The organism is Halalkalibacter oceani, assembly GCF_023715705.1.
Classification (GTDB): domain Bacteria; phylum Bacillota; class Bacilli; order Bacillales; family Bacillaceae_D; genus Halalkalibacter; species Halalkalibacter oceani_A.
This window is the reverse complement of the sequence record NZ_JAMBOS010000013.1, coordinates 47,278-73,462: the sequence shown is the minus strand read 5'-3', so window position 1 is coordinate 73,462 and position 26,185 is coordinate 47,278. Positions and strand designations below refer to the sequence as shown.

The 26,185-nt window shown below is 47.2% G+C and carries 21 protein-coding genes and 1 pseudogene; 14 read left to right on the top strand and 8 right to left on the bottom strand.

Annotation, left to right across the window (positions count from 1 at the left end; all coding sequences use genetic code 11):
- Positions 1-122 precede the first annotated feature (122 nt).
- The 3 genes and pseudogenes from M3212_RS13265 to M3212_RS13255 all read left to right on the top strand — a co-directional run bounded on the left by M3212_RS13265 (position 123) and on the right by M3212_RS13255 (position 2,066).
- On the top strand, positions 123-545 hold the full coding sequence (locus M3212_RS13265) for a DUF2935 domain-containing protein (protein WP_251194451.1): 423 nt from the start codon (positions 123-125) through the stop codon (positions 543-545).
- A 228-nt stretch (positions 546-773) separates the two neighbouring features.
- Positions 774-1,511, top strand: coding sequence for a hypothetical protein (locus tag M3212_RS13260; RefSeq protein ID WP_251194450.1), 738 nt, complete (start codon positions 774-776; stop codon positions 1,509-1,511).
- Positions 1,512-1,557: 46 nt separating this feature from the next.
- Positions 1,558-2,066 (top strand): annotated as a pseudogene (locus M3212_RS13255) (GNAT family N-acetyltransferase).
- Positions 2,067-2,179: 113 nt separating this feature from the next.
- Here the strand turns inward: M3212_RS13255 and M3212_RS13250 are convergent.
- Entirely contained in the window at positions 2,180-3,607 is a 1,428-nt protein-coding gene (locus tag M3212_RS13250) for a sigma-54 interaction domain-containing protein (protein WP_251194449.1), read from the bottom strand.
- A 244-nt stretch (positions 3,608-3,851) separates the two neighbouring features.
- On the opposite strand from M3212_RS13250, the gene M3212_RS13245 reads away from it, so the two are divergent.
- The 4 genes from M3212_RS13245 (at position 3,852) to M3212_RS13230 (ending at position 9,119) form a co-directional block, all read left to right on the top strand.
- Positions 3,852-5,042, top strand: coding sequence for an ornithine--oxo-acid transaminase (locus M3212_RS13245; protein ID WP_251194448.1), 1,191 nt, complete (start codon positions 3,852-3,854; stop codon positions 5,040-5,042).
- 35 nt (positions 5,043-5,077) lie between these two features.
- Complete coding sequence (pruA, locus tag M3212_RS13240) at positions 5,078-6,625, top strand: L-glutamate gamma-semialdehyde dehydrogenase (protein WP_251194447.1); 1,548 nt, start codon at positions 5,078-5,080, stop codon at positions 6,623-6,625.
- Between the two features lie 21 nt (positions 6,626-6,646).
- Entirely contained in the window at positions 6,647-7,564 is a 918-nt protein-coding gene (locus M3212_RS13235) for a proline dehydrogenase family protein (RefSeq protein ID WP_251194446.1), read from the top strand.
- A gap of 193 nt (positions 7,565-7,757) precedes the next feature.
- Positions 7,758-9,119 carry an MATE family efflux transporter gene (locus tag M3212_RS13230; RefSeq protein WP_251194445.1) on the top strand — a complete coding sequence of 454 codons (1,362 nt, stop codon included), beginning with the start codon at positions 7,758-7,760 and terminating at the stop codon, positions 9,117-9,119.
- 72 nt (positions 9,120-9,191) lie between these two features.
- On the opposite strand, the gene M3212_RS13225 is transcribed toward M3212_RS13230, so the two are convergent.
- The 3 genes from M3212_RS13225 to M3212_RS13215 all read right to left on the bottom strand — a co-directional run bounded on the left by M3212_RS13225 (position 9,192) and on the right by M3212_RS13215 (position 12,284).
- Entirely contained in the window at positions 9,192-10,121 is a 930-nt protein-coding gene (locus M3212_RS13225; RefSeq protein ID WP_251194444.1) for a glycine betaine ABC transporter substrate-binding protein, read from the bottom strand.
- A gap of 131 nt (positions 10,122-10,252) precedes the next feature.
- A complete protein-coding gene (locus M3212_RS13220; protein ID WP_251194443.1) occupies positions 10,253-11,098 on the bottom strand; it encodes an ABC transporter permease in 846 nt (281 codons plus the stop codon).
- A complete protein-coding gene (locus M3212_RS13215; protein WP_251194442.1) occupies positions 11,067-12,284 on the bottom strand; it encodes a quaternary amine ABC transporter ATP-binding protein in 1,218 nt (405 codons plus the stop codon). The genes M3212_RS13220 and M3212_RS13215 overlap by 32 nt, the downstream gene beginning before the upstream one ends.
- A gap of 271 nt (positions 12,285-12,555) precedes the next feature.
- Here M3212_RS13215 and M3212_RS13210 point away from each other — a divergent pair, with 271 nt between their 5' ends.
- Positions 12,556-13,095: a GbsR/MarR family transcriptional regulator gene (locus M3212_RS13210; RefSeq protein ID WP_251194441.1), complete on the top strand. Its 540-nt coding sequence runs from the start codon at positions 12,556-12,558 to the stop codon at positions 13,093-13,095.
- Positions 13,096-13,378: 283 nt separating this feature from the next.
- On the opposite strand, the gene M3212_RS13205 is transcribed toward M3212_RS13210, so the two are convergent.
- Positions 13,379-14,626, bottom strand: coding sequence for an ATP-binding protein (locus tag M3212_RS13205; protein WP_251194440.1), 1,248 nt, complete (start codon positions 14,624-14,626; stop codon positions 13,379-13,381).
- Between the two features lie 247 nt (positions 14,627-14,873).
- Here M3212_RS13205 and M3212_RS13200 point away from each other — a divergent pair, with 247 nt between their 5' ends.
- Positions 14,874-16,517, top strand: a complete 1,644-nt coding sequence (locus M3212_RS13200) for a thiamine pyrophosphate-binding protein (RefSeq protein WP_251194439.1) — start codon at positions 14,874-14,876, stop codon at positions 16,515-16,517.
- 92 nt (positions 16,518-16,609) lie between these two features.
- Here the strand turns inward: M3212_RS13200 and M3212_RS13195 are convergent, their stop codons facing one another.
- The gene (locus M3212_RS13195; protein ID WP_251194438.1) at positions 16,610-17,449 is read right to left on the bottom strand and encodes a protein-glutamine gamma-glutamyltransferase; all 840 of its coding nucleotides are present in this window, start codon (positions 17,447-17,449) and stop codon (positions 16,610-16,612) included.
- Positions 17,450-17,827: 378 nt separating this feature from the next.
- Between M3212_RS13195 and M3212_RS13190 the strand changes: the two genes are divergently transcribed.
- Both M3212_RS13190 and M3212_RS13185 read left to right on the top strand, forming a co-directional pair.
- A complete protein-coding gene (locus M3212_RS13190) occupies positions 17,828-18,520 on the top strand; it encodes a sporulation protein (RefSeq protein ID WP_251194437.1) in 693 nt (230 codons plus the stop codon).
- A 64-nt stretch (positions 18,521-18,584) separates the two neighbouring features.
- Complete coding sequence (locus M3212_RS13185; protein WP_251194436.1) at positions 18,585-18,854, top strand: hypothetical protein; 270 nt, start codon at positions 18,585-18,587, stop codon at positions 18,852-18,854.
- 132 nt (positions 18,855-18,986) lie between these two features.
- Here the strand turns inward: M3212_RS13185 and M3212_RS13180 are convergent, their stop codons facing one another.
- On the bottom strand, positions 18,987-19,949 hold the full coding sequence (locus tag M3212_RS13180; protein ID WP_251194435.1) for a hypothetical protein: 963 nt from the start codon (positions 19,947-19,949) through the stop codon (positions 18,987-18,989).
- Positions 19,950-20,135: 186 nt separating this feature from the next.
- Here M3212_RS13180 and M3212_RS13175 point away from each other — a divergent pair, with 186 nt between their 5' ends.
- Complete coding sequence (locus M3212_RS13175) at positions 20,136-20,981, top strand: sulfurtransferase (RefSeq protein WP_251194434.1); 846 nt, start codon at positions 20,136-20,138, stop codon at positions 20,979-20,981.
- Positions 20,982-21,117: 136 nt separating this feature from the next.
- Here the strand turns inward: M3212_RS13175 and M3212_RS13170 are convergent, their stop codons facing one another.
- Positions 21,118-24,060: a sensor histidine kinase gene (locus M3212_RS13170; protein WP_251194433.1), complete on the bottom strand. Its 2,943-nt coding sequence runs from the start codon at positions 24,058-24,060 to the stop codon at positions 21,118-21,120.
- Positions 24,061-24,435: 375 nt separating this feature from the next.
- Between M3212_RS13170 and M3212_RS13165 the strand changes: the two genes are divergently transcribed.
- Positions 24,436-24,645, top strand: coding sequence for a LytR/AlgR family response regulator transcription factor (locus M3212_RS13165; protein WP_251194432.1), 210 nt, complete (start codon positions 24,436-24,438; stop codon positions 24,643-24,645).
- Positions 24,646-24,660: 15 nt separating this feature from the next.
- Complete coding sequence (locus M3212_RS13160; protein WP_251194431.1) at positions 24,661-25,590, top strand: BTAD domain-containing putative transcriptional regulator; 930 nt, start codon at positions 24,661-24,663, stop codon at positions 25,588-25,590.
- The last annotated feature ends 595 nt before the right edge of the window (positions 25,591-26,185 follow it).

The window sequence follows — 26,185 nt, the reverse complement described above, 5'->3', positions numbered from 1 at the left end:
TGCCATTTTGACTCCGTTCCGATTAAGCTTCGCCGTCATGATTTTCATTATAAACTGTTCTATTTCTGCGTCCTTTGAATAGTGTTAGTATCGAGAAATTAATGAGGACGGGGGTTCGTTATATGCAATTTTATTATGGAAATCAAATGCCGCTGCGTGTTCTTGATGAGGCGGAGTTTTGGAAGCATCAGGAGGAGGAGCATACGGTTGTCATAAGGGAGCTTGTTGCCAATCTCGAACAGGAATATGTAAACGCCTTAAAGGAATGGGAGGGAGCCTTTGCGGAAACGCATCACCGTGTCATAAGATACATTGAAACGGTTAACCGTTCAAAAGGACAGGTTTCACAGGCACTCTACCAGGATATTATGCAGCTTACGGCCTTTTGTTTAGAGCAAAGCAATGAATTTATTAATTTATGCCGGACGATTATGAAAGAAAGTGAACCTGTCAGCGCCAATCCGACAGCGAAAGTTGTGTTAAACCATATTATTGTAGAATCCGAGTATTTTATTGGCGTGGCGCAAACGATCCTTTATCAATAAGTAACGTTATTCCAAACCATCATAATTTCATAAAGCCGCATTGTTCAGTGGAGCAATGCGGCTTTATCGTGCCATGGAACAACTTTACCCTACGTTTGAATCGCAGCCTTATAGCATTATTAAAAAGAGGAAATATGTAATTAATGCTAAAAAATATGTTTATTTACCAGGTTTTTGTAGCTATGCAGGAAATGGTTATAAAATAAAACATATTGAGGAGCTTGGACAATGAAAGTCGTATTAAAGAATTCAAAAGTAGGCGCTCAACTATCAATTTTTAAAAGGAGGAACAGAATGAACCGTTTATATGTCTTACTGGCACTAGGTCTTATATTAGCTGGTTGTGGCACCCATGCTGAAAATCAACAATCAACTGACGAATTAATTGAGAACAGCTCTGGAGAAATGGTTAAACAGCTGAACGTTATTCCGGATGATCTGCCGGAATCAATAGAAACAGTCAGAGTGAGTCAAATGAGTCTGCAAAAGTACTATAATTCATTAACAGAGCTTTATGATGATACTAACGTGATAGCGGAAGTGGAAATTACAGGTATTGAAAAAGAAGTAGGGTCTGAGGATACAACCTATTACAAGGCAAGAGTGTTGGACGTCTTAAAAGGAGAGCTTTCCACTAAAAAAATCCAGGTTAGCCAGGTTGGAATCATGGATGAAGATGAACGCAGTGGAGAAGTATATGTTCTACGTGACAATCCATTAATGGAAAGCGAGGAAAGATACATTTTATTTCTTTACCCGCATCCTTCTCAGGAAAATGTTTATTCCGTTACCGGTGAATATCATGGGAAATTTGAAGTGGTAAATGAACAAGTTCATTCGGTTGAAAATCCTTTTGCTTCTGAAGAATCTTCTGTAAGCCTTAACGCTTTTAATCCGGAAAACAGCCGCTTCATTGAAGGGATGGCGGTTGATGAGTTTAAACAGATCATTAAGGAATTAGAATAATAGTGGTTTTTCCCCCTTTGGAAATCATAGTAGAGTGGAGAGGAAAATGGACATCATACTGGAAATATTGAAGCAGAATGACGCAAAGAAATTATATGAATTTGAGCTTGAAAACAGAGCGTTTTTCGAAAAAATGGTACCGGAGCGCGGGGAGGATTACTATCATTTCGAAACCTTTCAAATAAGGCACAACGAATTATTGGAAGAGCAAAGAAAAGGACAGCCTTCTATTATTTAATTAAGGACAAAAACGGTGTAATTATTGGCCGGATGAACATAGTAGATATCGATCCATCTCGTCAAAGGGGCTTTATCGGCTACCGGGTAGGGGAAGCGTATACAGGAAAAGGAATCGCTGGTCAAGCCGTGCAGTTGTTATTAACTATAATGAACAGGCAATCCATCACACAAATTTCCGCGAAGACGACGACTGATAACATCGCTTCCCAAAGGGTACTCGAGAAAAACGGATTTAAGTACATCTCGACAAGTAATCAAGAATTTAACATGAATGGGAAAAGCGTAAAGTTTATCTATTATAAGTGGACGGTGTAAGACTTTTGAAACGTCAGGTTTTATGACCGCGGCAACACAAAGTCTGCGCAAATATCAAGCCTGAGACAGAAGGGGAACTGACCTTTTGCTCAGGATCTTCAACATCTCGTTATTTATCCTTTCCTCCCCGCTACACTCAGCCGTTTCATCCGGTATTGCAGCGTCTGGCGGCTCAGCCCCAGCTCCTGCGCTGTATTCGTGATGTGACCATGATGCCGCTCAAGCGCCTTTTGAATATAGAGCTTTTCGGCCTCAGCCAAGTAATCCTTCAGATGACGCGCCTGATAAGCATGTTCCTCTTTAGCTGCCTGCTGCAGGGCGGGAAGAGGGTGATTAGGCGGAGTGAGCTGGCTCCGGTGCCGAAAGTGATAGGGCAGATGAGTCCAGCTGATCTGTTCTTCGCCGATGAGTAAATTCATCGCGCCTTCAATGACATGCTCCAGCTCACGGACATTCCCCGGCCAGTCGTACTGGAGAAACAGTTCGGCAACGTCCTCGTCCAATCCTTTGACCTCCATTTGAAAGATGACATTGTATTTATGAATAAAATGGTCAGCCAGCAGCAGAATGTCCTCTCGGCGCTCGCGTAATGGCGGAATAAACAAAGAAACGACGCCGAGACGGTAGTATAAATCCTTGCGCAGCCGGTTGGCCGCTATCGCTTCAACAGGGCCTTCATTGATCGTCGACAAAATCCGGACATTGACCTTTCGATCGACGGTATCGCCGATCCGGCGAATGGATTTCTCCTGAATCGCCCGCAGCAGCTTTGCCTGCAGGAGTGGGCTGAGCGAGTTAATTTCATCAAGAAGCAATGTTCCACCCTCGGCTTGTTCAAACAGGCCCGGCCGTTCGGCCGCCCCGGTAAAGGCGCCCTTTTTCGTGCCGAAAAGCAGTCCTTCTATTAACGTCTCGGGCATTGCCGCACAATTTTGTGAAATAAAAGGAGCCTGCTGGCGGTCGCTGCCATTGTGAATGCTCTGGGCGAACAGCTCCTTGCCGGTGCCCGTCTCGCCGACGATTAAGACGGACGAAAGCGTGCGCGTCGCCCGTTTGGCATTCTCGATGACCTCCGTCATGACCGGGCTTTTGCCGATCAGGCTGTCAAACGTAAAGCGGGTTCCGCGACTTTTTTCGGCTTGCTGCTGGCGGATTAATTGCTCGAGCTTCGTCACGTCTTTGGCGATTTCAACGGCGCCCATCACAGCACCGTTGCGGTAGACGGGAAATGTATGGTTGATCGTATTAATTTCTTTCCCCTTGTTTGTGAAATACGTTTGCTTGACGTTGCGAATTTCCTTTTTTGAATGAAGGGCATCAAGTAATGTGCTTCGCTGGCCTTCCTCGAACAGAAAGACATCGAGAAAATCCTTTTCCAATACCTCCTCCTTGGAAAGCGACTCAATCTCCATCATTTTTTCATTATAAATAATCGTTTTGCCGGCTTCGTTAATGACGTGGATGCCGACATCAATCTCATTGATCAGCTGCTCATATATCATAATTTGCTTCAAGTAATCATCTATTTTTAAAGAATCCATTTTTAAAGCCCTCCTGCTGCTTTCCTCCAGTCTAAAAAGAAAATGTGAAAATAGCAAATATCCTTTTCGCTGCAAATAGGAAGTAAGAAGAAAATAGACAAAAAATTTTTCGATAAGGCAAAAAAATTATTATTTGCGACAAAAAAATTGGCACTTATCACTGAATGAGGTGAGAGATGCTGAAGAAACGTTTGGCATAAGACTTGCAAATAAATGATGTGGGATTGAAAAAGGAGGAGATTGGGTGAGAACACCAGAGATTATTCAGCGAACAGAACAGCTTGGGGCGCGGAACTACCATCCGCTGCCGATTGTCATTTCAGAAGCGAAGGGGGTTTGGGTGAAAGATCCGGAAGGCAACCGCTACCTAGATATGCTGAGTGCCTATTCGGCTGTCAATCAGGGCCACTGCCATCCAGCGATTATTGACGCCTTGAAGCGCCAGGCGGAGAAGGTGACGCTGACGTCACGCGCCTTTCATCATGACCAGCTTGCCCCTTTCTATGAAAAGGTTTCGCGGCTGACAAAGAAAAATATGCTGCTGCCAATGAATACTGGGGCGGAGGCCGTCGAGACAGCGATTAAAGCGGCGCGGCGCTGGGCGTATGACAAGAAAGGAGTGCCGGATAACTGCGCGGAGATCATCGTCTGTGAAGAAAATTTCCACGGACGGACGATGGCAGCGGTCTCACTTTCCTCTCATGAGGACTACCAGCGCGGTTTTGGACCGCTGCTGCCGGGGATTAACGTGATCCCTTACGGTGATTTGGATGCATTAAAACAGGCGATTACCGCTCATACAGCCGCATTTTTATTTGAACCGATTCAGGGAGAAGCGGGGATCCGGATGCCACCGGCCGGTTTTCTAAAGGAAGCCGCCGCTTTGTGTCGGCAGGAAAATGTGCTGTTTATCGCTGATGAAATTCAATCAGGGCTTGGCCGCAGTGGGAAAATGTTTGCATGTGACTGGGAGAACGTCGTCCCCGATATGTACATTCTTGGAAAGGCGCTCGGCGGCGGGGTATTTCCGATTTCAGTCGTTGCTGCTGACCGTGCGATTTTAGAGGTGTTTGAGCCGGGCTCACACGGCTCGACCTTCGGCGGCAATCCGCTGGCCTGCGCTGTTGCTGTTGCCGCGCTTGATGTGATTGAGACAGAGCAGCTCGTCCAGCGTTCTCTTGAACAGGGGGACTATTTGCAGCAGCAATTAAAAGAGCTGAAGCAGCCTTTCATTAAGGAAGTTCGCGGACGGGGGCTGTTCATCGGCGTCGAGCTTGATCGGGCAGCCCGCCCGTATTGTGAGCGTTTGAAGGAAGAGGGGATTCTCTGCAAGGAAACGCATGACAATGTGATTCGCTTTGCCCCGCCGCTGATTATTACGAGAGAAGAGCTTGACTGGGCGATGGCCCGGATTAAAAAGGTGCTTTCTGCATAACCGGATGCGTATGACAATGAAAAGGAGAGATGATCATGCTATCAGCATACAGTCATGAACCATTTACGAATTTTTCGATTGAGGAAAACCGCCGCGCCTTTGCTGCGGCCTTACAAAAAGTTGAAGCACAGCTTGGTGCCGACTATCCGCTTGTGATTGGAGGGAAACGGTTGATGACAGCGGAGACGATAACATCGTGCAATCCGGCGAATAAGTCCGAGGTGATCGGGGTCGTCGCCAAAGTAGGCAAGGAGCAGGCGGAACAGGCGATGGAAGCGGCTGATGCCGCTTTTCAAAGCTGGAGAAGGGTCAGCCCGGAAGAGCGGGCCAATCTATTGATCCGAGCGGCGGCGATTGTCAGAAGACGGAAGCATGAATTCTCCGCCTGGCTTGTGAAAGAGGCCGGAAAGCCGTGGAAGGAAGCCGATGCCGATACAGCGGAAGCAATTGATTTTATGGAATATTACGGGCGACAAATGATTGCCTTAAAGGATGGAAAGCCGATAAATAGCCGGGCCGGGGAGCATAACCGTTATCTCTATACACCAACGGGGGTCTGCCTGACGATTTCTCCGTGGAATTTCGCTTTTGCGATCATGGCCGGGACAACGGTAGCGCCGCTCGTAACAGGAAACACCGTCCTGTTGAAGCCGGCGAGCGCGACTCCGGTCGTCGCCTATAAGTTTGTCGAAGTGCTGGAAGAGGCCGGCCTGCCTCCGGGCGTCGTGAACTTCGTGCCCGGCAGCGGCAGTGAAATCGGCGACTATCTTGTTGACCACCCGAAAACGACTCTGATTACGTTTACCGGCTCACGTGATGTAGGGGTCCGGCTTTATGAACGCGCCGCCGTTGTTCAGTCGGGGCAGCAGCATTTAAAGCGGGTGATTGTCGAGATGGGCGGCAAGGATACAGTCGTTGTCGATAAGGAAGCTGATTTAGAGCTGGCGGCGCAGGCGATCGTCACCTCGGCCTTCGGCTTCTCCGGTCAGAAATGCTCGGCCGGGTCGCGCGCTGTTGTCGATCAGGCGGTTTATGATGAAGTTCTTGAGCGTGTCGTCGCATTGACGAAGGCGCTGTCCGTCGGAGAGCCAACTACGGCCGACGTCTATATGGGACCGGTGATCGATCAGGCGGCGTATACGAAAATTATGGACTATATTGAAATTGGCAAGCAGGAAGCCCGTCTTGTCGCCGGAGGAAGCGGTGATAATGCGGACGGCTTTTTTATCGAGCCGACGGTGTTCGCTGATGCCGACCCAAAAGCGCGCATTATGCAGGAGGAAATCTTTGGCCCTGTGCTTGCCTTCAGCAAAGCGCGTGACTTCGAGGAGGCGCTGGACATTGCCAACAACACAGAATACGGCTTAACAGGCGCGGTGATCACGACAAATCGCGAGCGGATTGAGCAGGCGAAGCGTGACTTTCACGTCGGCAATCTTTACTTTAACCGTAATTGCACCGGGGCGATTGTCGGCTATCATCCGTTCGGCGGCTTTAAGATGTCGGGAACGGATTCAAAAGCGGGCGGCCCTGACTATCTCATTCTTCACATGCAGGCGAAAACCATTTCCGAAATGTATTAAACAGGCGGGGAGGGGATGCGGATGGTCGTCGGCAAACTATCAAGGCACTTCTTTATCGCGTTATCAAAAAACAAGCTCCTGACGAAAGGTGCGCGGAGATGGGGCCTGCGGCTCGGTGCCTCGCAAGTCGTGGCCGGCACTACGATTGAAAGTGTCGTTCAAACGGTGCGAACACTGAATGAACAGGGACTCGTCTGTACGGTCGATCACTTGGGCGAATTCGTATCGACAAAGGAGGAGGCACGCGCTGCGGCGGAGGTGTGCATTCAAACGCTCGAGGCGCTGGATGACGCCGGCGTCGATAGTCAGCTTTCCGTGAAATTGACCCAGCTCGGCTTAGACATTGACCAGGAGCTCTGCCTGCATCATATGAAGCGGATCGTCCGTGCCGCCGAGGCAAAGCGGAATTTTGTCCAAATTGATATGGAGGATTATTCGCGCCGGGAAGCGACGTTGGAAATTCTTGCCGGGCTGCGGGAATCGCATGAAAATGTCGGAACGGCGATTCAGGCTTATTTACATTGCGCTGCTGATGATCTGCGGATGCTTGAAGGGGTGCCGCTCCGGCTCGTTAAAGGAGCCTACAAAGAGCCAAAGTCGGTTGCGTTTCAGCAGAAGAGCGAGATCGATGACAACTTTCTCCGGATCATTAAGCAGCATCTCGATAGTGGCAGCTATACGGCGATCGCCAGTCATGATCATCGGATTATTAAAAAAGTAAAGGACTATTGCCGCGAGCAGCGCATTCCAAGGTCACAATACGAATTTCAAATGCTGTACGGCTTCCGCCCCGGACTGCAAAGGGAAATTGCCGCTCAAGGCTACCGAATGCGCGTTTATGTTCCATATGGGGAAGACTGGTATGGCTATTTTATGCGACGGTTAGCCGAGCGGCCGCAAAATGTCGCCTTTGCCTTAAGAGGATTTTTTAAAAAATAACAGGCGATAATAAATGTTATTGGTCGGTTTTCTGCCATAACTGAATAATGGTCGAAGCCCGGACAAAAGGTGACAATCAACTTTTGTCCGGGCTCTTTGAATCGTGTCATCTTCTTCCAGGCTTGCGTTTCCAGTTATTGTTGTGAATACTAGAGAAGAATAGAAAGATAGAGCAAACAAGGTGGGAGAGAATATGTACCATGCAGAGACATGGAGAGAGAAAATCGTCCTGTTTTTATCAATCTTATGGCCGATTATTGTCACACAAGTAAGCTTTTTTGCGATGAAGCTGATCGACACGATGATGGCCGGGCGAGTTGGAACCGACGATTTGGCTGGTGTGGCGATTGGTTCCAGCCTGTGGATGCCGATTTTTACCGGAATGAATGGAATTTTGCTTGCGGTAACGCCGATTGTCGCTCAGCTGATCGGCAGCAATGAACGCCACCGGATTGCCGATTCTGTCCGTCAGGCTCTTTATGTCGCGCTTATGCTGGCGATTGCCGTCGTCGGCGCAGGTACGCTGGTTCTCGAGCCGGTGCTTGCGTTTATGAAGCTTGAACCGAATGTCGCCTACATTTCCTATCATTATTTAGCCGGATTGGCGCTCGGGATTATTCCGCTGTTTTGCACGAATGTGCTGCGTTATTTTTTCGATGCGCAAGGCTATACGCGCATTACAATGGTTATTACCGTGCTGGCCCTGCCCTGTAATGCAGTGCTGAATTACGGTTTGATTTTTGGTCATTTCGGCCTGCCGGCACTTGGTGGAATCGGCGCGGGATACGCCACAGCGATTACCTATTGGATCATGTTTGTGATTAGTGTCACGATGACATTCCGGATCAGGGTGCTGAGACAGTACCGCTTGTTTCAGCAATGGGTGAAGCCCTCGCTGCGTGCCTGGAAAGAACAGCTGCGGATTGGGGTGCCGATGGGGCTGTCGATCTTTTTTGAAGCGAGCATCTTTTCAGTCGTGACCTTGATGATGGGGCGGATGTTCGCGACGGTGACGGTGGCGGCACATCAAATTGCTTTTAACTTTACGTCGTTGATTTTCATGATTCCGCTAAGTATTTCGATGGCACTGACAATTGTCGTTGGCTTCTCGGTAGGCGCCGGTAATCTGCAGGCTGCCAAGCAGTATGGCAAGCTCGGGGTATTGAGCGGCATTGGCATACTGGGGATCAGCGCGCTGTTTCTTTACTTTTTGCGTGAGCCGATTGCCTATCTTTATACAACTGAGCGGGAAGTTGTGCTCTTGGCGAGTCAGTTTTTTATTTTTGCAATTTTTTATCAAATTTCTGATGCGGCTCAATCCGGTCTTCAAGGCGTGCTGCGCGGCTATAAGGACGTCAAGCTGCCCTTTGTGACAGCCTTCATCTCCTATTGGCTTATCGGCATTCCTACCGGCTATCTGCTAGCGTCCACGACAGCGCTCGGGCCGTTTGGCTTCTGGATTGGGATCACCTTAGGCTTAACGTGCGCCGCACTTGGCTTTTTCCTGCGGCTGAGAGTCGTACAGCTCCGGGTAAGGGAGCAGGCGCAGCCTTAAGAAAACTAAAAAAGAGTCTGGAACAAAGGGTGAAAAACAACCTTTGCTTCAGACTCTTTAATCGTTAGGGGATTACTCTTTTAAATCTTCGATCGAATCAATGTCCATGTACGCAGGGACAACGAGTCCAATCTTCGCGCCTTCAAGGTTCGCTCCAAGATCGATGACGTCGTCTTGATAGTCTTCAAAGTAAGCGCCGTGTGTCGCCGGCAGCCAGGCGGCAACCATCGCATCCGCTTCGCCATTGGCGATTGCAGCCCACATATAACCGCCTTCCATCGGGCTGATTTCAACGTTGTAGCCGATGCTCTCCAGTACGTTGGCAATCATGTTCGTCGAGGCAATTTCAGAATCCCAGGCAACGAGGGCGAGGACGATGGTTTCGCCGTCAACAGAATCAACTCCGTCAGTCCATTCCGCTACTTTATCCTGGTTGTTTTCAACCCATTCGGCAGCCGCTTCTTCCGCGTCCTGTCCTTCGTTGATTGCGACCATGATTTCACCCATGTCGTCTTCCGTCCAATAGAAATTATCTAGCACTTGGTAAGCTTCCGGCATATCTTCTTCTAAACCGAGCCGCGTCATTGTATGAATGTTCTCGGCATCACCGAACACGCCATGTGGATCATCCAAGTATTTTAAATCGTACTTAGAGAACTTCCAATGCGGGTTCCAGCCCGTCACGACGATCGCTTCCTCATTGTTAATCGCTTCATTCAGTGCGCTTGTCATCGCTGCATCCGAGCTTGCCTGCAATTCGTATTCATCAAGCTCGTATTCCTCAAGCGCGCTTTGAGCCGCGGCCATAACCCCTGCACCGGCATCAATGCCAGTAATCGTATAGTTCAACGCTTCTCCGACCGCTGCTGTTTCTTCAGTGGAGTCTTGCCCGTTTTCTGCCGGTTCGTCTGTCGTATCCCCATTTTCGGAACCGCAGGCGGCCAATGTCAACGAAAAGGCAACCCCGATTGCCAGGCTGATGTGTTTCCAGTTTTTCTTCATAAATGAACCTCTCCTTTTTTCATGTAGATGTAGACTTTTCCCGCTTCTCGTTTCAACGGGCGGTAAGGCGTCCGTCTAAAAAGACGATAAGAAGCCTTACCGCCCGTTGAAGAGGGCAGGCGTTCTGTTTGCTACGCGCTTTTGCGTTTATCGCGGTTAAAGCTTTGGGTGATCCGGTCCAAAATAATCGCCAATATGACAATCGCCAGTCCGGCTTCAAAGCCGCTGCCAACATTATTTTGACCGACTGCGTAATAAACCTGCTGACCGAGCCCTCTCGCTCCGATCATCGCGGCAATGACGACCATTGAAAGGGCGAGCATAATACTTTGGTTGACCCCGGCCATGATCGTGCCTTTTGCCATCGGCAGCTCAACTTTGAATAAGCGCTGTGAACCGGTCGAACCGAACGCATCAGCGGCTTCAACCAATTCAGTCGAGACCTGACGTATTCCGAGGTTCGTTAACCGCACAGTTGGCGGCATCGCAAAAATAACAGAAGCGACAACCCCAGGCACCATTCCGATCCCAAAGAAGGCGACGGCAGGGATCAAATAGACAAAGGCCGGCATCGTTTGCATCAAATCGAGAATCGGTTTAAGCAGGCTGGCGACAATTTCACTTTTCGCCATCCAAATACCAAGCGGGATTCCGACAATGACAGAAATCAGAGAGCTTGTTAAGACGAGGGAAAGAGTTTGAATCATATCGTCCCAATAACCGAGGTTAAAAATAAGAAAAAGACCAACAATCGAAAAAGTCGTTAACCCTGCCTTGCGATTGCTCGTGAAAAATGTGATGACCCCGATAATCAGGATTAACAGCCACGCTGGCGGCAACTCCAGCACGAGTACGAGGAAATCGACAATGCTTTCAATCGTCGTCCGGATGGACTGGAATAAAACCGAGGCATTTTTCAGCCATTCAACAAACGCGTCAATCCAATCAGCTAGTGGAAGTTGTGGAATAGAACTCATCAAAATCAACCTCACTTCCTGCAAGAGCGCCAAGGACGGCTCCTCTAATAATAATTCCTTTTAGCTTTCCATCTTCCACTACAGCAAGAGGAACAGAGCTGACCGCCAACTGGTCAAGCAGCTCGCTTAATGGTGTATCAAGCTGAACGCGCGGGATGTCTTCGACAATGATGCCGTCAACGCTGTTTTTCTGCGCCTTAATTAGCTCGGACACTTGACTGGCGTGAATGATTCCGAGTAGCTCCTTATCGCGTCTCGTGACGAAAATACTTGATAAACCGCGATCCTTCATCCGTTGCAGGGCGACACGCGGTCCTTCCTTTTCTGGATAAAGCACTTCAGGCTTAATCATCACATGTTCAGCAGTAAGCACCTTGGCTCGGTCGACGTCTTCAATAAATTTCTCGACGTAATGGTTTTTTGGATTCGTTAGGATGTCCTCCGGTGTACCGATTTGCACGATTGCCCCATCCCTCATGATCATGATCCGGTCGCCGATGCGTAACGCTTCATCAAGGTCATGAGTAATAAAAATGATGGTTTTTTTCATTTTGACTTGAAGGTCGAGCAGTTCGTCCTGCATGTCCTTGCGAATGAGGGGATCAAGTGCGGAAAAGGCTTCATCCATTAACAGCACGTCTGGATCATTGGCCAGAGCACGGGCGAGACCGACGCGCTGCTGCATCCCGCCGGATAGCTCGTTCGGATATTTTTCTTCGTAGCCCTCAAGGCCGACTAATTTTAACGCCTCAAGCGCTTTCTCATGCCGCTGCTGCTTCGGGATACCCTGGACTTCAAGACCGTATTCAACGTTGGACACGACTGTCCGAAAAGGAAATAAGCCGAATTTTTGAAAAACCATACCGATTTTCTGCCGGCGAACACCTCGCAATGTTTTATCGTCCATCTTGGCGAGGTCGACCCCATCAAACCAGACGCTTCCTGCGGAAGGTTCAATCAGCCGGTTTAATAAACGGACGAGTGTCGACTTTCCGCTCCCAGACAGCCCCATAATGACAAAAATTTCACCGCTTTGAACTTCGAAATTTGCCTGGTTAACTCCAACAGTCATCCCGGTTTCTTTCAGAATTTCATCCTTGCTTTTTTTCTGAGCGAGAAGTTCTAAAGCGCGCTTTGGTTTTTTGCCAAAAATTTTTGTCAAATTCTCTACTTTAATTTTTGACACTACATACACCCTCTTTGTAATATTCCTGTAACAATATGACCGACCATCTTACTATACGGTTTTATTGCTTTTCGGGCAATTCGGATATTCTGTTCATTTCGTTTATATACTCTGTACAGTTTAAACTGTACAGAGTATATGACGTTGATCCTTATATTTCCTCTAGGATGCGCCGGGATCATCGCTAAAAGGCTACTTCCATTCATGTCTGACTTTTGTTAGACTTTTAACTAACTCTATGTAGAAAACAAAGAAAGGAATCAGACAGCAGATGTTAGAGAACAAAGAGGATGAGTGGCAGAAGCTTGAAGAAGCTAGAGAACGGTTTATTCATGGACTTTCGAAAAACATTTATTTGTACGGAATTTCTGAATCAGTTGGTCGCTTATACGGAACTGTTCTTTTTGCCGAGTCGCCAATGACCCTTGATCAAATGAGCCAGGAGCTCAAAATGAGCAAAACGAGTATGAGCACAGGAATAAGAGCACTGTTAGAAGCGAATATGGTTGAACGAGTCTGGCAAAAAGGGGTCCGAAAAGATTTATATGAAACTGAGAATGATTGGTACAAATCGTTTTCCACGGTTTTTGTGAAGCGCTGGCGAACATCAGTTGATAACAATTTAAAGGCAGTCAATAAATTAAGAAGCACACTGGCGGAAATAAGCGGAACCGAAGACGAAGCATTGCAAAAAGCGATTGAAACCGATTCGGCAAAGCTTGATCACGCCCAACGGTATTATGAATGGCTGCAGGAAGTCATTGCCCTATTTGAAAGCGAAGAAATCTTCAAAATCATACCGAAAAAATAGAAGGGGGTATGCCCAAAGGCTGGTTTTTGCCTTTGGGCATACCCCCGAAGCGGCAGGTGGAGTCTGCACGATGATTTCAAAACGAAGCAGGGAAGTGAACTTCTTCCCTGCTTCGTTAGTGCAGAACGGAAACGCCGCCATAAAATGCGAAGCCGCCACGATCTTTTAAATCCCGTTGTGAACGGGTTTGGCACAACGGGATTGTGGCGAGCGAAGCCAAGGCCAAAGGCTGGTTTTTGCCTTTGGGCATACCCCCGAGTACGAAGCCATTGCTTCAGTCAGTTCACAGAGCGGAATTAGGAGGGATTGTAAGGAGGAAGGTCGTGCCTTTTCCTTTTTGACTGCTTACTTCAATCGTTCCTCCGAGTTTGTTCATCGTGTTGTAGACGATCAGCATGCCAAGGCCCGTCCCTTTTTCTTTTGTGGAATAATAGGGCTTTCCCAGCCGTTTTAATTGGTCCTTGCTCATTCCGACCCCGGTATCCTCGATTTGTACGGCGATGTTTTTCTTTCGTTCAAAGATTGAAATCGTTAAAGTTCCGCCGGACTCCGTCATCGCCTCCACGCCGTTTTTGCATAAATTCAAAAGACATTGCTCCATCTGATTACGGTCGTAGGTCGCCTCGAGCGTATTGGTGAAATGTAATTTGACCTCGACCTGATGAAAGGAAGCATAGGGAAGAATATGCTCTTTCACTTGCTCTGCTTCCGCCTTCAATGTCGAGTGCACCATGTTTTCCGATTGAGGCAGCGATAACGTAAGAAAATCACTGACAATCTTTTCGGCTCGTTTCACCTCATCGAGCGAAAATGTTAAATACCGTTTTTCTTCTCCGGAAAAAGAAGGTGACTGCTGGAGCAGCTGCAGGAACCCTTTGGCAACTGTCAACGGGTTTCTAATTTCGTGCGCGACACTGGCTGATAGCTGGTTGATTGTGTTTAAGCGCTCTGTGTCGAAAAGCTTCTCGCGTATTTTGACATTTTTCAACAATTGTTCGATCAGCAGCATGATAAACATCACGCCTCCCACCTGGGTCAGCAAGAAGGACAGGCACAGCAGGAAAAATTCCTGAGTTAATTCATAAAAGAACAGACCCAATATCGTTAAATAGACAATCAACGTAAACAGTGACAAACCACTGGCAAAGATGACCCGATGGCGGGGAGCAAGTTTAACGAATTTGTGATGAGACAGTAAAATGACCGCTAAGATAAAGGTTGAAAAGATCAGAGAGAGGTAGGTGCCGTCTCCCGCGATAATAAACCGATAGAAATTTAACAAGACATAGAGTGGCAGGATCACACGATAGCCGCCAAACAGTCCGGCAATGATAAAAGGAATGTAGCGTAAATCAAAAATAAAGCCGACCGGCAAATGAATAGGAAAAGTCATACAAAGAATCATCGAAGAAGCGGAAAGCAAAATGAGAATCGTTCTATTAAAAAAAGTTGTTTTATTTTCGAAAAAGACATAGAACATAAAAACAGGCATTAATAAAAATAAGAGATTTAACAATAATGTTTCAGTCAAGGTCGTCTATCCTTTCATCTATTCCATTAAACACCGTTAGCATGGTGTAAATCTAGTGTCGCATTTAAACAGAAAGGGCGTCAACAGAACTTTTTCCTGTAAGTAAAAATGGAAATAATTATCCATAATGCAAATAATAACATAATGTTATCATTTTTTGGCGTTTTTTTCTTAATTACTTCCAATTTCATGGTACCATCTATGTAGCAGGACAAATTTCAACAAATTACAGAGAGGAGAAAGAGCTATGAAGACAGTTGCCTCTATTGTAGCCGATCATTTAAAGAAATGGGGCGTGACTCATGCGTTTGGCATTCCCGGTAAGCCGATTGTACCGTTGTTGATCGAAATTGAAGAGCAGGGAATTTCCTTCGTACTGACACGTCATGAAGCGGAAGCTGGATTTTGTGCTGGTGGCTATGCTTTAAAGAAGAACACGTTAGGAGTAGCGATTGGAACCTCTGGACCCGGTGGAACGAATATGCTGACGGCGGCTGGACAAGCGAAAGCTTTTAACAGCCCGACTCTTTTTATTACTGGTCATCCTTCCGTAAATGGAAGCGGAAGAGCGTTAGGTCAGGATTCAAGCTTCTTTGGCACGGACTTGGTGAAAATGTTTGAACCGGTTACGTTATTTAGTGCTTCTGTGGAGCGAAGCGAACAATTCCCTCTCTATTTTAGACATGCGATCGAAAAAGCTTTCACCGGAAAGCGGGGTCCTGTCCATTTATCACTTCCGTTTGAAGTGCTGCTTGAAGAAATTTCTCCATTTGAGCTGGAGCTGCCGGTTGGCAGTCCGCATATGCAATCCTCTAACCTGGAAGATATCCTGCCGATGCTGCGCGAGGCGAAAAAGCCTGTTCTATGCCTTGGGAAGGGCGTCCATGCTTCCCGTGCCTATGAAGAAATCAGCTGGTTTGCCGAAAGATGGCAGCTGCCGGTGATGACAACGCCGGGCGGGAAAGGGTCATTTGTTTCGGCTCATCCGCTCTCGCTCGGCAGCTTCGGCCTGGGCGGCAATGAAAGAGCCCATGCTTATCTTGAAGAAGGCATTGATCTGATGATTGTCATCGGCACGAAGCTGAGCGATATGTCATTGGCGGGCTTTAAACCGCATATGCATCCGGCGCAAATCATTCAGTTTGATTATGACCCTACCTTTATCGGAAAGTCATTGCCGGTGCCGACGCTGGCGATTGTAGGGGATATTAAGACGAACATCCGCGCTTTAATGGAGCTTGATGCCGCCGGTCAACAGCCGGCCCCGTTATATGAACTTCCGACCGTCGCCGCCACAGGCGAAAGCAGTGCGATTGCGGAGAACACCACGTATCTTTCGGCGGCTGAAGCGCTTCAGGCTTTAAGAAGTCAATTGCCTCAAGATGCAATTCTGTTTAGCGATGATGGGAGTCATTCCTTTTACGCGATTAAGCATTATGATATTTTGGAGCCGGGCACCTTTCACTTCGACGATGTCTTTGGAGCGATGGGGAATGCGATCGGCTATGCAGTTGGAGCTCAGCTCGCTTTACCTGAGCGAAGAGTCGTATGTTTAACGGGTGACGGTTGCATGTTCATGCACGGAACAGCAGTGTCAACGGCTGTTAATGAACAGGTACCGGTCCTCTTTTTCGTCCTGAATAATCAACGGCTGGACATGGTGGAAAAAGGAATGAGGCATTGGCTTGGCAAATCGGTCGGAGCAATCTACGAATACGGACTGAATGTTACGGCGTTTGCCAAATCAATGGGGGCGACGGCGATCTGCTGCCGGACGGCGGAGGAGGTCGGAGCTGCTGTCATACAGGCTCTTTCCAGCAGGGCAACAACCGTGATTGAGGTGATCGTCGATCCTGACGAGGTGCCGCCTATTTTAAATCGGGTCGAGTAACAGAAGAGAGGTGTCCAAAAGGGGGAGCAACCTTTGGGACACCTTCTTTCTATAAAAGAGAAGAAAGGATAAAAAGCCGCTGCGCGGTTTTCTTACGCAAGGAACATGCGCGAGCCAACCTGGGCGAAAATCAGCTCGGATAAAGGCGGGGAAGCGGACGATAAGGAAAGCCGCACAGGGGGGCGATCAGCGAGCGAACGAAACTGACTTAAATATTTGTAGTTCGGTCGGGTGATATGCCGTTCCATATAAGCCGACTGCTGTGAGAACCTTCTCCGCTTTGTATTTAAGGTGTCGATCATTCCTTGCTGTGTCTTAAGGCCAATTCCATGACCGAAAAAAAGATTTCGATCAATGACAATCGCATTTTCTCCTTGCCATTCGGGACTCGCCGGGTCGTAATCAGGGTTGCGGAAATACACACAATCGCCGGGGATGATATCATCTCCTTCATGACTTTGCAAATCGAGATCCTCATCATATTGCCAGGAAAACAAATAAAGGTTGGCAAATAGCAAATTAAACAGCGATTTATCAATCGATCCTAACGTCGCCTTGTAAAAAATAATGACAATGGCTACAGCGCATTCGAAAGCGTACTGATGGCCCTGGAGAAAAATATCATCAATGCCGATTTGCGGCAGGACATTGGGCTTCAGCAGGAAGCCCCCTTGACGTGTCAGACTCCAATATTGCTCGTTACATCTCGCCGTTTCAAAGGTGGCGAAGCTGACGTTGCTTTCCTGAAGGAGAAGAGCAGCCTGCACGGTAGCTACCCTCATATGCAATTCGAACGCAAGCTGGTCATATGAATCGTAGCGATAAACCCGGCTTGAAGCACCTAGACGCTCTAAAATGTTAAGCTGCTGATTATCGACCCCTGCCAGCTGTATTTGATTTATATCAACGGCTTGCCCATTAATGACAATCAATGCTCTAATCTCTCCTTTCTGTTCTCATTCTTATAGATATGAATGAACTGCCAAACCTGAACCGATTTCTCCATTTGTATGCTGGTCCAATCATCCAAACGGGTTGGACTAAGCCGGCATAGTCTGTATGAGAGCTGTTTCGAAAGCCATTCGAAGGAAGAGGGAGCCCCGGTCATTTTCAAATTGTAAAATAGTGCGGGTATTCGTCCGAGAGTGGCTTTATCCAATCAGGAAGATGGGGTATAATGATTCAAAAGGAAGGTCCAGATTGACGAAAAAGTCAAGGGGTAGAAATGGATTGATCTTTTATTGTCACAATTTCGGGGGAGTTGCGACAAAAAAATGCTTACTTGTCACAGGCGAGGGAGAGGAGTAAAGATGTTTGAGAAATTATTGTCAAGCTTCGGCGTTGGTTCAGCAAAAGTGAATACAGTGCTGTTGGAAGAGAGGATTGAACGAGGAAAAGAAATTAAGGGAGAAGTCCATATTTTTGGAGGGAAAACAGACCAGAAAATCTCCAAAATATATATTCACATTGATTCAGAATTTCATAGAGATGACGATGATACGACTGAATTCCGGGACATCACCGAACCGATTTTGGAATTGGAAATTACCGATGAGCTGACAGTGAAGGCCCAGGAAGAAAAGGTCATTCCGTTCACTATCTATTTGCCTTACTATTTGCCGGTCACATTCGGAGAGCAAAAGGTGACAATCCAGACCGAGGTCGATATCAGCCTGCTGAACCATCCGATTGACCATCATGATGTGACGGTTACCGATCAAACGATTGAAGATGTGCTTTCTTATATTGAAGGACTGGGCTTTAGCCATACGGTGAAAAGTGGATTGTGCCGCCATCGGCGAAAAGCGGAAACAAATCCGACCCATTGCTTGCAGACCTTTCAACTGGTAAACGAAGATGGAATCAAAGTTCACTTTGTTGGAAATGAAGAGGATTTACACATTTATGTATATGATAAAGGTCTTGTTCATCATTGCCCGGTTTATCGAAGCAAAGAGCTGGGTGGACAATTGGAAACACTTCGTGAGTTACTTGAAAAGTAAGCAGCCATCATCCTAATGATGATACAGAGAGGAAAGGAACGAGAGGAGGAGGTTTAGTTTATTTATGCTTATGATTTTTAACGAAGTCTTGTTTTGGCCTTTTTTGGCGGTAATCGCCGTGTCCTCTATTGTAAAGGGGTATTTCTGTGAATACACAGGCTCTGACCAGCAGAAAAAGAACAAGTATATTTTGGGGACGACGTTACTTAATATGGTGACGTACCTCTTTGCTTTTTTCGTTGTCGGCTGGCAGGCACCCCTCTTTCTGTTTATTTCAGCTATGATTGGCATCGCGGTCACTTCTGCTATTACGAAGAGGTGGGTCGCCACATAAATTTGAAAGCGTATACAGGGGACGGAGTCACTACGTCCGTTTAAAAAGGCCTGGACCAAAAGGTGATTTGGTCCAGGCCTAGTTGCGGGCGGGTTTCTAGCGGAGCCTTTCTAAAAGCGAGGGCGTGTTACCTCAGCGTTCTTCCTGCAATGCTTCCATATAATCGGTTCTGAACTGTTCCACTTCATCCGTTAACTGATTGTTGTTCACTTCAATGATGGTGAGATACTGATCCAACAGCTTCATCGTCTCGCTGTCTTCAACGTTTTCAACTATGGATGAGAAGGCGGCCAGTGCTTCACTGTCAATCGTGTGCGAGTCATAGTCAAAGAGCGGCGTGTTATTTAAGCCATATAGCAAAAACATAATATATGTTTCGTATAAATCAGCTACCTCGCTCGCAAAGCCGGACTGGGGAAAGCCGTTTAGGAATTCTTCCTGGTTAACTGCCCGTTGTACAATGGACTCCCAGCTGATGACGAGGGCGGCGTCCTTTGCCGGCACCTGATCTGATTCAGCAATCATCAGCTCAATATAGGCTTGGGTGTCAGCAGCGGCATTTTCCGTAAACGGATTGTAAAAGCGGTAATCAATAATCGGAAAGTACATTCCTTCGGCCATTTCCAGCTTGTAGCCATTCTCCTTCATTTCGCTAAGAAGGGCTGCTACCTCCGCGTTCTCGACCTCTTCAAATTCTTCATCCGTTGGTAGGGTAAAACCAAACTGCTCATGAATTCCGATTTGAATCTCACTGTCATGGAATTTCTCCTCTAAGCGTGGAAGATACGTTTGCTGGTGTTGTTCGAATTTCTGCACCATCACGGAAACATCCTCCGGAGAAATGTCAGAAAGATGTTGCTGCAAGTAGGCCGCGACCTCAGAAGGGGGAGTCTCGGCAAGTAGCATTTCCTCAAATGTTTCGCTGATGTCAGATTCTTGTACCTGCTCCGTAGTGGATGCTGTTTCCTCATTGATTGGAAGCTGTTCTTCTTCCGTGGCAGTGGCGATGTTTTCCGGGGCGATGTCTGAGGCGCAGCCGGCCAATCCAAAAGTAGAAGTCAAAATGGCAGCTGCGACAATTTTTTTGTACGTCATGGTAACCCTCCCATAGCATCTTATCGTCTTCTCCTATAAAACGCCGCGGAAGTGAGGAATGTTTCACTTTTTTGCTCGCGTGGACGGATGCGTAAAGGATCGCAAGAAATGAAAGGGAAGGAAAAGGAGTTTGAGCAGGAAAGAGAGAACTATCACTTGATGGAATCTGAGAGGAGAGTGAGATAGGTGGAAGAGATTGTAACAGTGAGCTGGTTGAACGACCGCTTACAGGAAAATGCGGATGAATTTGTTCTTATTGATGCGAGATATGACCTGGCAGACAGCGGGGCGGGAGAGCGTCTCTATCAAAAAGGCCATCTGCCGGGCGCTATTTTTCTTAATCTCGGAAAAGAGCTGGCCGCTCCCGTTAAAGAGCATGGTGGCCGCCATCCGTTGCCTGAGCGTGGGAAGTTGGAAAAAGTGTTTGGTGAGGCGGGAATTGCCCCTGATAAAAAGGTGGTCATCTATGATGACCAGGGCGGGATGATGGCCTCAAGAGTATGGTGGATGCTCAAGCGCCACGGGCATCGGGAGGCGGCGATTCTTGATCGTGGCTTTTCAGCATGGAAGGAAGCGGGCTTTGAGGTGACAACCGACGTTCCTGAACCGACGGTAAAGTCCTTTCAGGCCGGACAGAATTCAGAGTGGCCTGTCGTCGACGCCGACTATGTCAAAGCGGCGCTTAATAATGATGAAATTTTACTGATTGATTCGCGCGAACCGAAGAGATACCGGGGCGAGGAGGAGCCGATTGATCCGGTAGGCGGTCATATACCGGGTGCCTTGAACTACTTCTGGAAGGAGGTTCTGACTGAGGATGGAGCGTGGAAGAAAGAAGAAGAACTGAAGGAGCATTTTTCAGGACTGCCATCAGAAAAAGAGATTGTCGTCTACTGCGGCTCGGGAATTTCCGCTTGTCCAAATGTACTTGCCCTGAAAAAATCGGGCTTTCCCAACGTGAAGCTTTATGCAGGGAGCTGGAGTGACTGGATTTCCTATCAAGACAATCCGGTTGCTAAAGGAGAATCGTAAGCGGCATACCCCGGTGGTGTCCTATATGGAAGGCGAAACGATGTCACACATACCTTCATTTATACTGCTTCAAGCCCTGGAAAAGGGGAAAGCCATCCTTTTTTCCAGGGCTCTATCGCAGTTTGCATCCTTGCAGTTACTCGTTGTTTAACGGAAGGCGGAACGAGACGGTAGTCCCTTCGCCCGGGCGGGTTTGAATGGAGAGTCCTCGTCCGTACAATTGCTTCAGACGCCGATTCGTATTATACAGGCCGACCCCGCCTTTATCCGGTCTTGTGTCACTCAGATGCTGCTTCAGGATAGGGAAGGGGATTCCGACTCCATTATCGGCAATCGCGATCAGCGCCTCAGTTTTCCTGCGGCTAATCGAAATACGGACGCTCCCTCCGTTTATTTTCTTTAAAATACCATGCGTCAGGGCATTTTCAACAAGCGTTTGGATCGCAAGCGGTGGGATCAGAACGTCAATCGTCTCGTCCCACTCCCAAATGACCTCCAGACGAGAGCCGAAACGCACCTGCTCGATAAATAAATAAGAGCGGACGATTTCAAGCTCCTGTTCAAGCGGGATAACGTGCTTGGAATTTTCGAAGACAAAGCTTGCTTGTAAATAGTGGATAAAGGCCTCGAAAACTTCCTTCATCTTAGGCTGATCGTATTCCAGTAATGCTAAAATCGTATTCAACGTGTTAAAAAGGAAGTGAGGCTGAATTTGAGCCTGAAGCCAAGCCGCTTCCATCCGCAGGTGTTCAGCGGTTGTTTGTTTAATTTGAATTAAAGTGTCGACGCGGGCTTTCAGCTCTACAGAGTCGACCGGCTTGGCCAAATAGTCGTTCGCCCCTGCCTGAAAGCCTGTGTGAATATCTTCCTGGCGGCCGCGGGCTGTTAAAAGCAGGACAGGCAATTCAGCTACAGTAAACCGCTTACGAATCAGTGCAGTCAGCTCATAGCCGGACATCTGCGGCATCATCACGTCACTAATAACAAGGTCCCAGTTGCGCACCGGCAATAAAGAAAGCGCCTCCTGACCGCTGCGGACCGTGGTCACTATAACGGAATCAGAGGAAAGAGTATTTTTCATAATGCGTACATTAACCGGGTCATCATCGACGATCAGAATATGGACCGCACTGGTGGCGGACGGTCTCGTCGCCCCTTCAGCGCCGGCCTGTTCTTCTGTTGCAGCGCCAATTTCGTCACTTGCTGAAATGGAAACGGGATGAGCACTGCCTTCGAAGCCGGCGTGATGGTGCCCCGCTAACGGTAGTGAAAAGGTGAAGAGCGAGCCATATCCTTTTTCTGACACGACCGTTAGTTCTCCTCCGTGTAATTCTACTAGCTGCCGGCAAATTGTCAGGCCAAGCCCGATCCCTCCCGCTCCCACAGCAGCGGTGGTATCTCCCTGTTCATAAGCATCAAACATTTTTTTTTGCATGGCCTTATCGATTCCTGTACCTGTGTCTTTCACACTAATATAAGCGTACTCCCCTACAATGGATGCGGAAATCGTAATTGTTCCCTCATCGGTATATTTCATCGCATTGTGAACGAGATTAAACAAAATTTGAATCAGGCGGTGTTCATCAGCTTTAACAGGCGGAAAACGGTCATCGACTTGAGAAACAAAGCGAATCGGTTTTCCATCAGCCATAATGCGAAGCATATCCAGAACACCTGTTACGACTGGAGTGACCTTTACCGGGCTTACTTGCAGTCTGAGCTGCTTATTCTTTAATCGGGTGAAGTCCAGTAAATCATCCAAAAGGAGTGTCATTCTCCGGCTTACTTGAAGCAGGATGTTTACGTTCTGCTTACTGTTCGGACTAAGATTCTTTTCTGCATGCAATAAATGCTCGGCGATCATGACGATGCTGTGTAAAGGATTACGCAGCTCATGTGATGTCGTAGCAAGGAATTCATCCTTTTGCTGATTGGCTTTTCGCAGCTCCTCCGATAATTTTACCGTTCTCTCCGCGTCGCGAAAATAGCGCTTGAACCAGAACGAGGACAAAAAAATGATCACAAATAATAAATCAAATGGATAAAACGGAAGCTCCAGCCCCGTTCTGATCGTTAGCAGAGCCCAGACAATATTATTCATAATTGCGGCCGTGCCGAGAAGCAGGAAAACGGTGTCCTCTATCTTATTCGAAATGATATGGAAAAGCTGGCTCATAATCAGCAAAACCGGGATGAACAAAATAAACCACAGGACGATACGGAACTGTAAAACAGCTTCAAGCGGCGCAAAAACGATATAAAAAAGATATCCAGTCCAAAGGATGGGAATGACATGAAAGATCCAATGGCGTGTAAAATTGGACAGCAAATATTTAAAAAACAGCAGCAAAAACAAAGCGACGCACGTATAAGTGAGAAACGAAATTCTAATTTGCCATGAATAACTGACATCAACAAATGAAAAAAAGAGCTTGCTGTCACTAATGAATATCATAAACGTGGCAGTGAAAGCGAGCAGCATAAAGTAAAGCAATACTTTTTGTTTTGCTCCAAGCAGGTAAAGAGTACCGGCGTAAAAGGCATGAATCAGAAAGACGACAGCCAGCATAATTTCGCTTCCGATTTTTACAATGCTTTCTTGGGTGAAAGCCTTCATAGATCCAAACGTAATATTTTTTTGAATAGCGCCGGGTCTGGGGTCAAGGGAACCGTGCGCAACCTGGATGAACAAATCAATTTCCGGTTGATCGGCATAGAAGGAGACGGAGTAGGGAACATTTTTGGCAATGTATGTATCTGGACTTTCGGCAGGCATTCCGGAGCCGCCGAGTAAATGGCCATTAATAAAGACTTGGGAAGAAGAGCGGATAGAAGGAATACGTATTCCATATGTTTTGTACAAATCTTCTTCAGCAAGTATCAGTCGCATATGGTACGTGCCATATTGAAAGGAGTCGCTTGTATCACGATTGGTCCATTCACCTGGAACGGGTTGAGTGCGCTTACTGGATAGGGCGGTAGCATCGATCTGGCTGAGCAGTTGTTCAGAAACGAAGTTCCATTCACCACCAAGGACGATCGTACTGTTATCCGGCAACGCATTGAGACGAAAGTCCATCACTCCGTCAGCGGCTTAGTGATGTTCAGGAAGCGCGATAAATGATAGCCACAGCAAACGTATACATGATAGAAAAACAAGAAATAAAACGAGTACAAGGAAGATTTTCTTTCTATTCATCATTTCACCCAATTTCTTGAAAATGTGAATTAAGGGGGTGAAAATGATGTTCTGTTTTACATTCAAATAGGCGGATTCCGCTTATTATGAAAAGTAACCTATTTTTACATAGGTGTCAAAGAGATTCATACGGTGAAATAAATAATTTGAATCTTGTTTCATTAACGTAGTCAAATAATTCATTTTGCTTATATGATATGTTACATAGAGAACACAATGAAGATTACGAAGATTAAGAAAGGAGGAGGGGCACGAGTGAATGTAATTTTAATAGATGATGAACATTTACCGTTGAAGCAACTGAAAAAAATGCTCGAATCCGAGTTTGAGGGAATTAACGTGCTCAAAACCTATTTAAATGTCCATCAGGCGTTTGAAGAAGTTAGCACGCTTAACCCGGATATTGTGTTTCTTGACATACATATGCCTGAAATCAACGGTCTTGAGCTTGCCGCCCATATTTAGGAAGTCCAGCCTGCGGTGGAGATTGTATTTGTCACAGGGTATGATCGCTATGCAATAGAAGCATTTGAATTGTTTGCCTTTGATTATTTGCTGAAGCCGTTACGATTACCGCGCTTGAAGAAAACGGTCGAACGTTTACAGCAGCGGCTAAACGAAAATACGGGACAGCAGAAGGAGGGAGTCATGCTTCGTTGCTTTGGTCCGCTTACGATCCAGGCGCCAGGGCAGGAGCGCAAGTCGATAAAGTGGCGAACGGCAAAGGCACAGGAGTTATTTGCCTTCCTCCTTCACCATCACGGCAAGTACATTGAAAGAGGAACGCTGCTTGATTTGCTATGGCCCGATTTCGATGCGGAAAGAGCCCTTCAGCAATTATATACGACGGTTTATCATATTCGACAGGCTTTGCAGCAGGCCGGATTAACGGAAATCGTGATTAAGAGCGGCCGGGAATTAGGCGGAAGCTACAGATTGGAACTTGGAGAGGACATGACAATTGATTATCTTGAATGGGAAGAGCAGCTTAAGCAATTGATAGAACCGGACCCTCAGACGATAAAACACTTTGAAAAGCTGCTGTCTGCCTACGAGGAGGATTATCTCGGCGTCTATGATTATATGTGGGCAGAGGCGAAACGGGAAAAACTGCGACGTTTGTGGCGTCATTACTATGAAAAAGTAATGGGGTATTACGAGGAAATAGGAGATTATGAGTCCGCTATTATTTTGGCGGAACGGATGCAGGAGCTGTTTCCGTTGGAGGAGGACAGTTATTTCGAGCTGATGAAGTACTATGACGCGATTGGTTCCAAGACAGCTGTCGAGGACCAATACTATTTATTATTATCAAGGTTTAAGCGGGAGCTTGAAGTACAGCCGAGTGAGGTAATTCAATTATGGTACGAACGCTGGAAGCAAAAAAAAGCGAAAATAAAAACAAAATGAAGGGTCTTACGGCATAGGTCTTAATCATCTTTTTTGAGATACCTTCACCCCCGGGCCTGAAAGGTGGATTTTGCCACTTTTCGGGCTTTTTGATCTGGCGGGGGATGGAGGAGGGGCGTCATTTGTGACGGGCTGGATACAGCTGATTTTACGAGAGGTAAGTCTTGGGTCTATGGGCTACTTGTATAGATAATGTAGAGACCTGATCTTTATACTTAGGCATGAATTAAGGGGGAGACGATTTGTTTGATATTCGGATGATTGCACAAGGGCAGCATACTGATTTTTGTTGTCACCGGACCGATGGGGCAGCGGATTCGGAGAGGCGAAGCTCGCGTCACGTTTAACACAGTATGGTGCGGGAGATGCTGTAGGAGTAAGGGGATACCTCAGGTAAAAATGAAGTAATTAAAGGGGAAACAAGTATACTGGCAGTGGCGGGGCGACTGCTGCTCAAACAGGAATGATGCCAAGTAAAAGGGGCGTAAGAAGTTGCTGGTGACCGGAGACGGAAAGGGGACACCGTTTTAGGATTCCGGCGGGAATCATTGAAGACGTGACCTGATGGGAACTGACAGGTCTGACGTCTTATGAC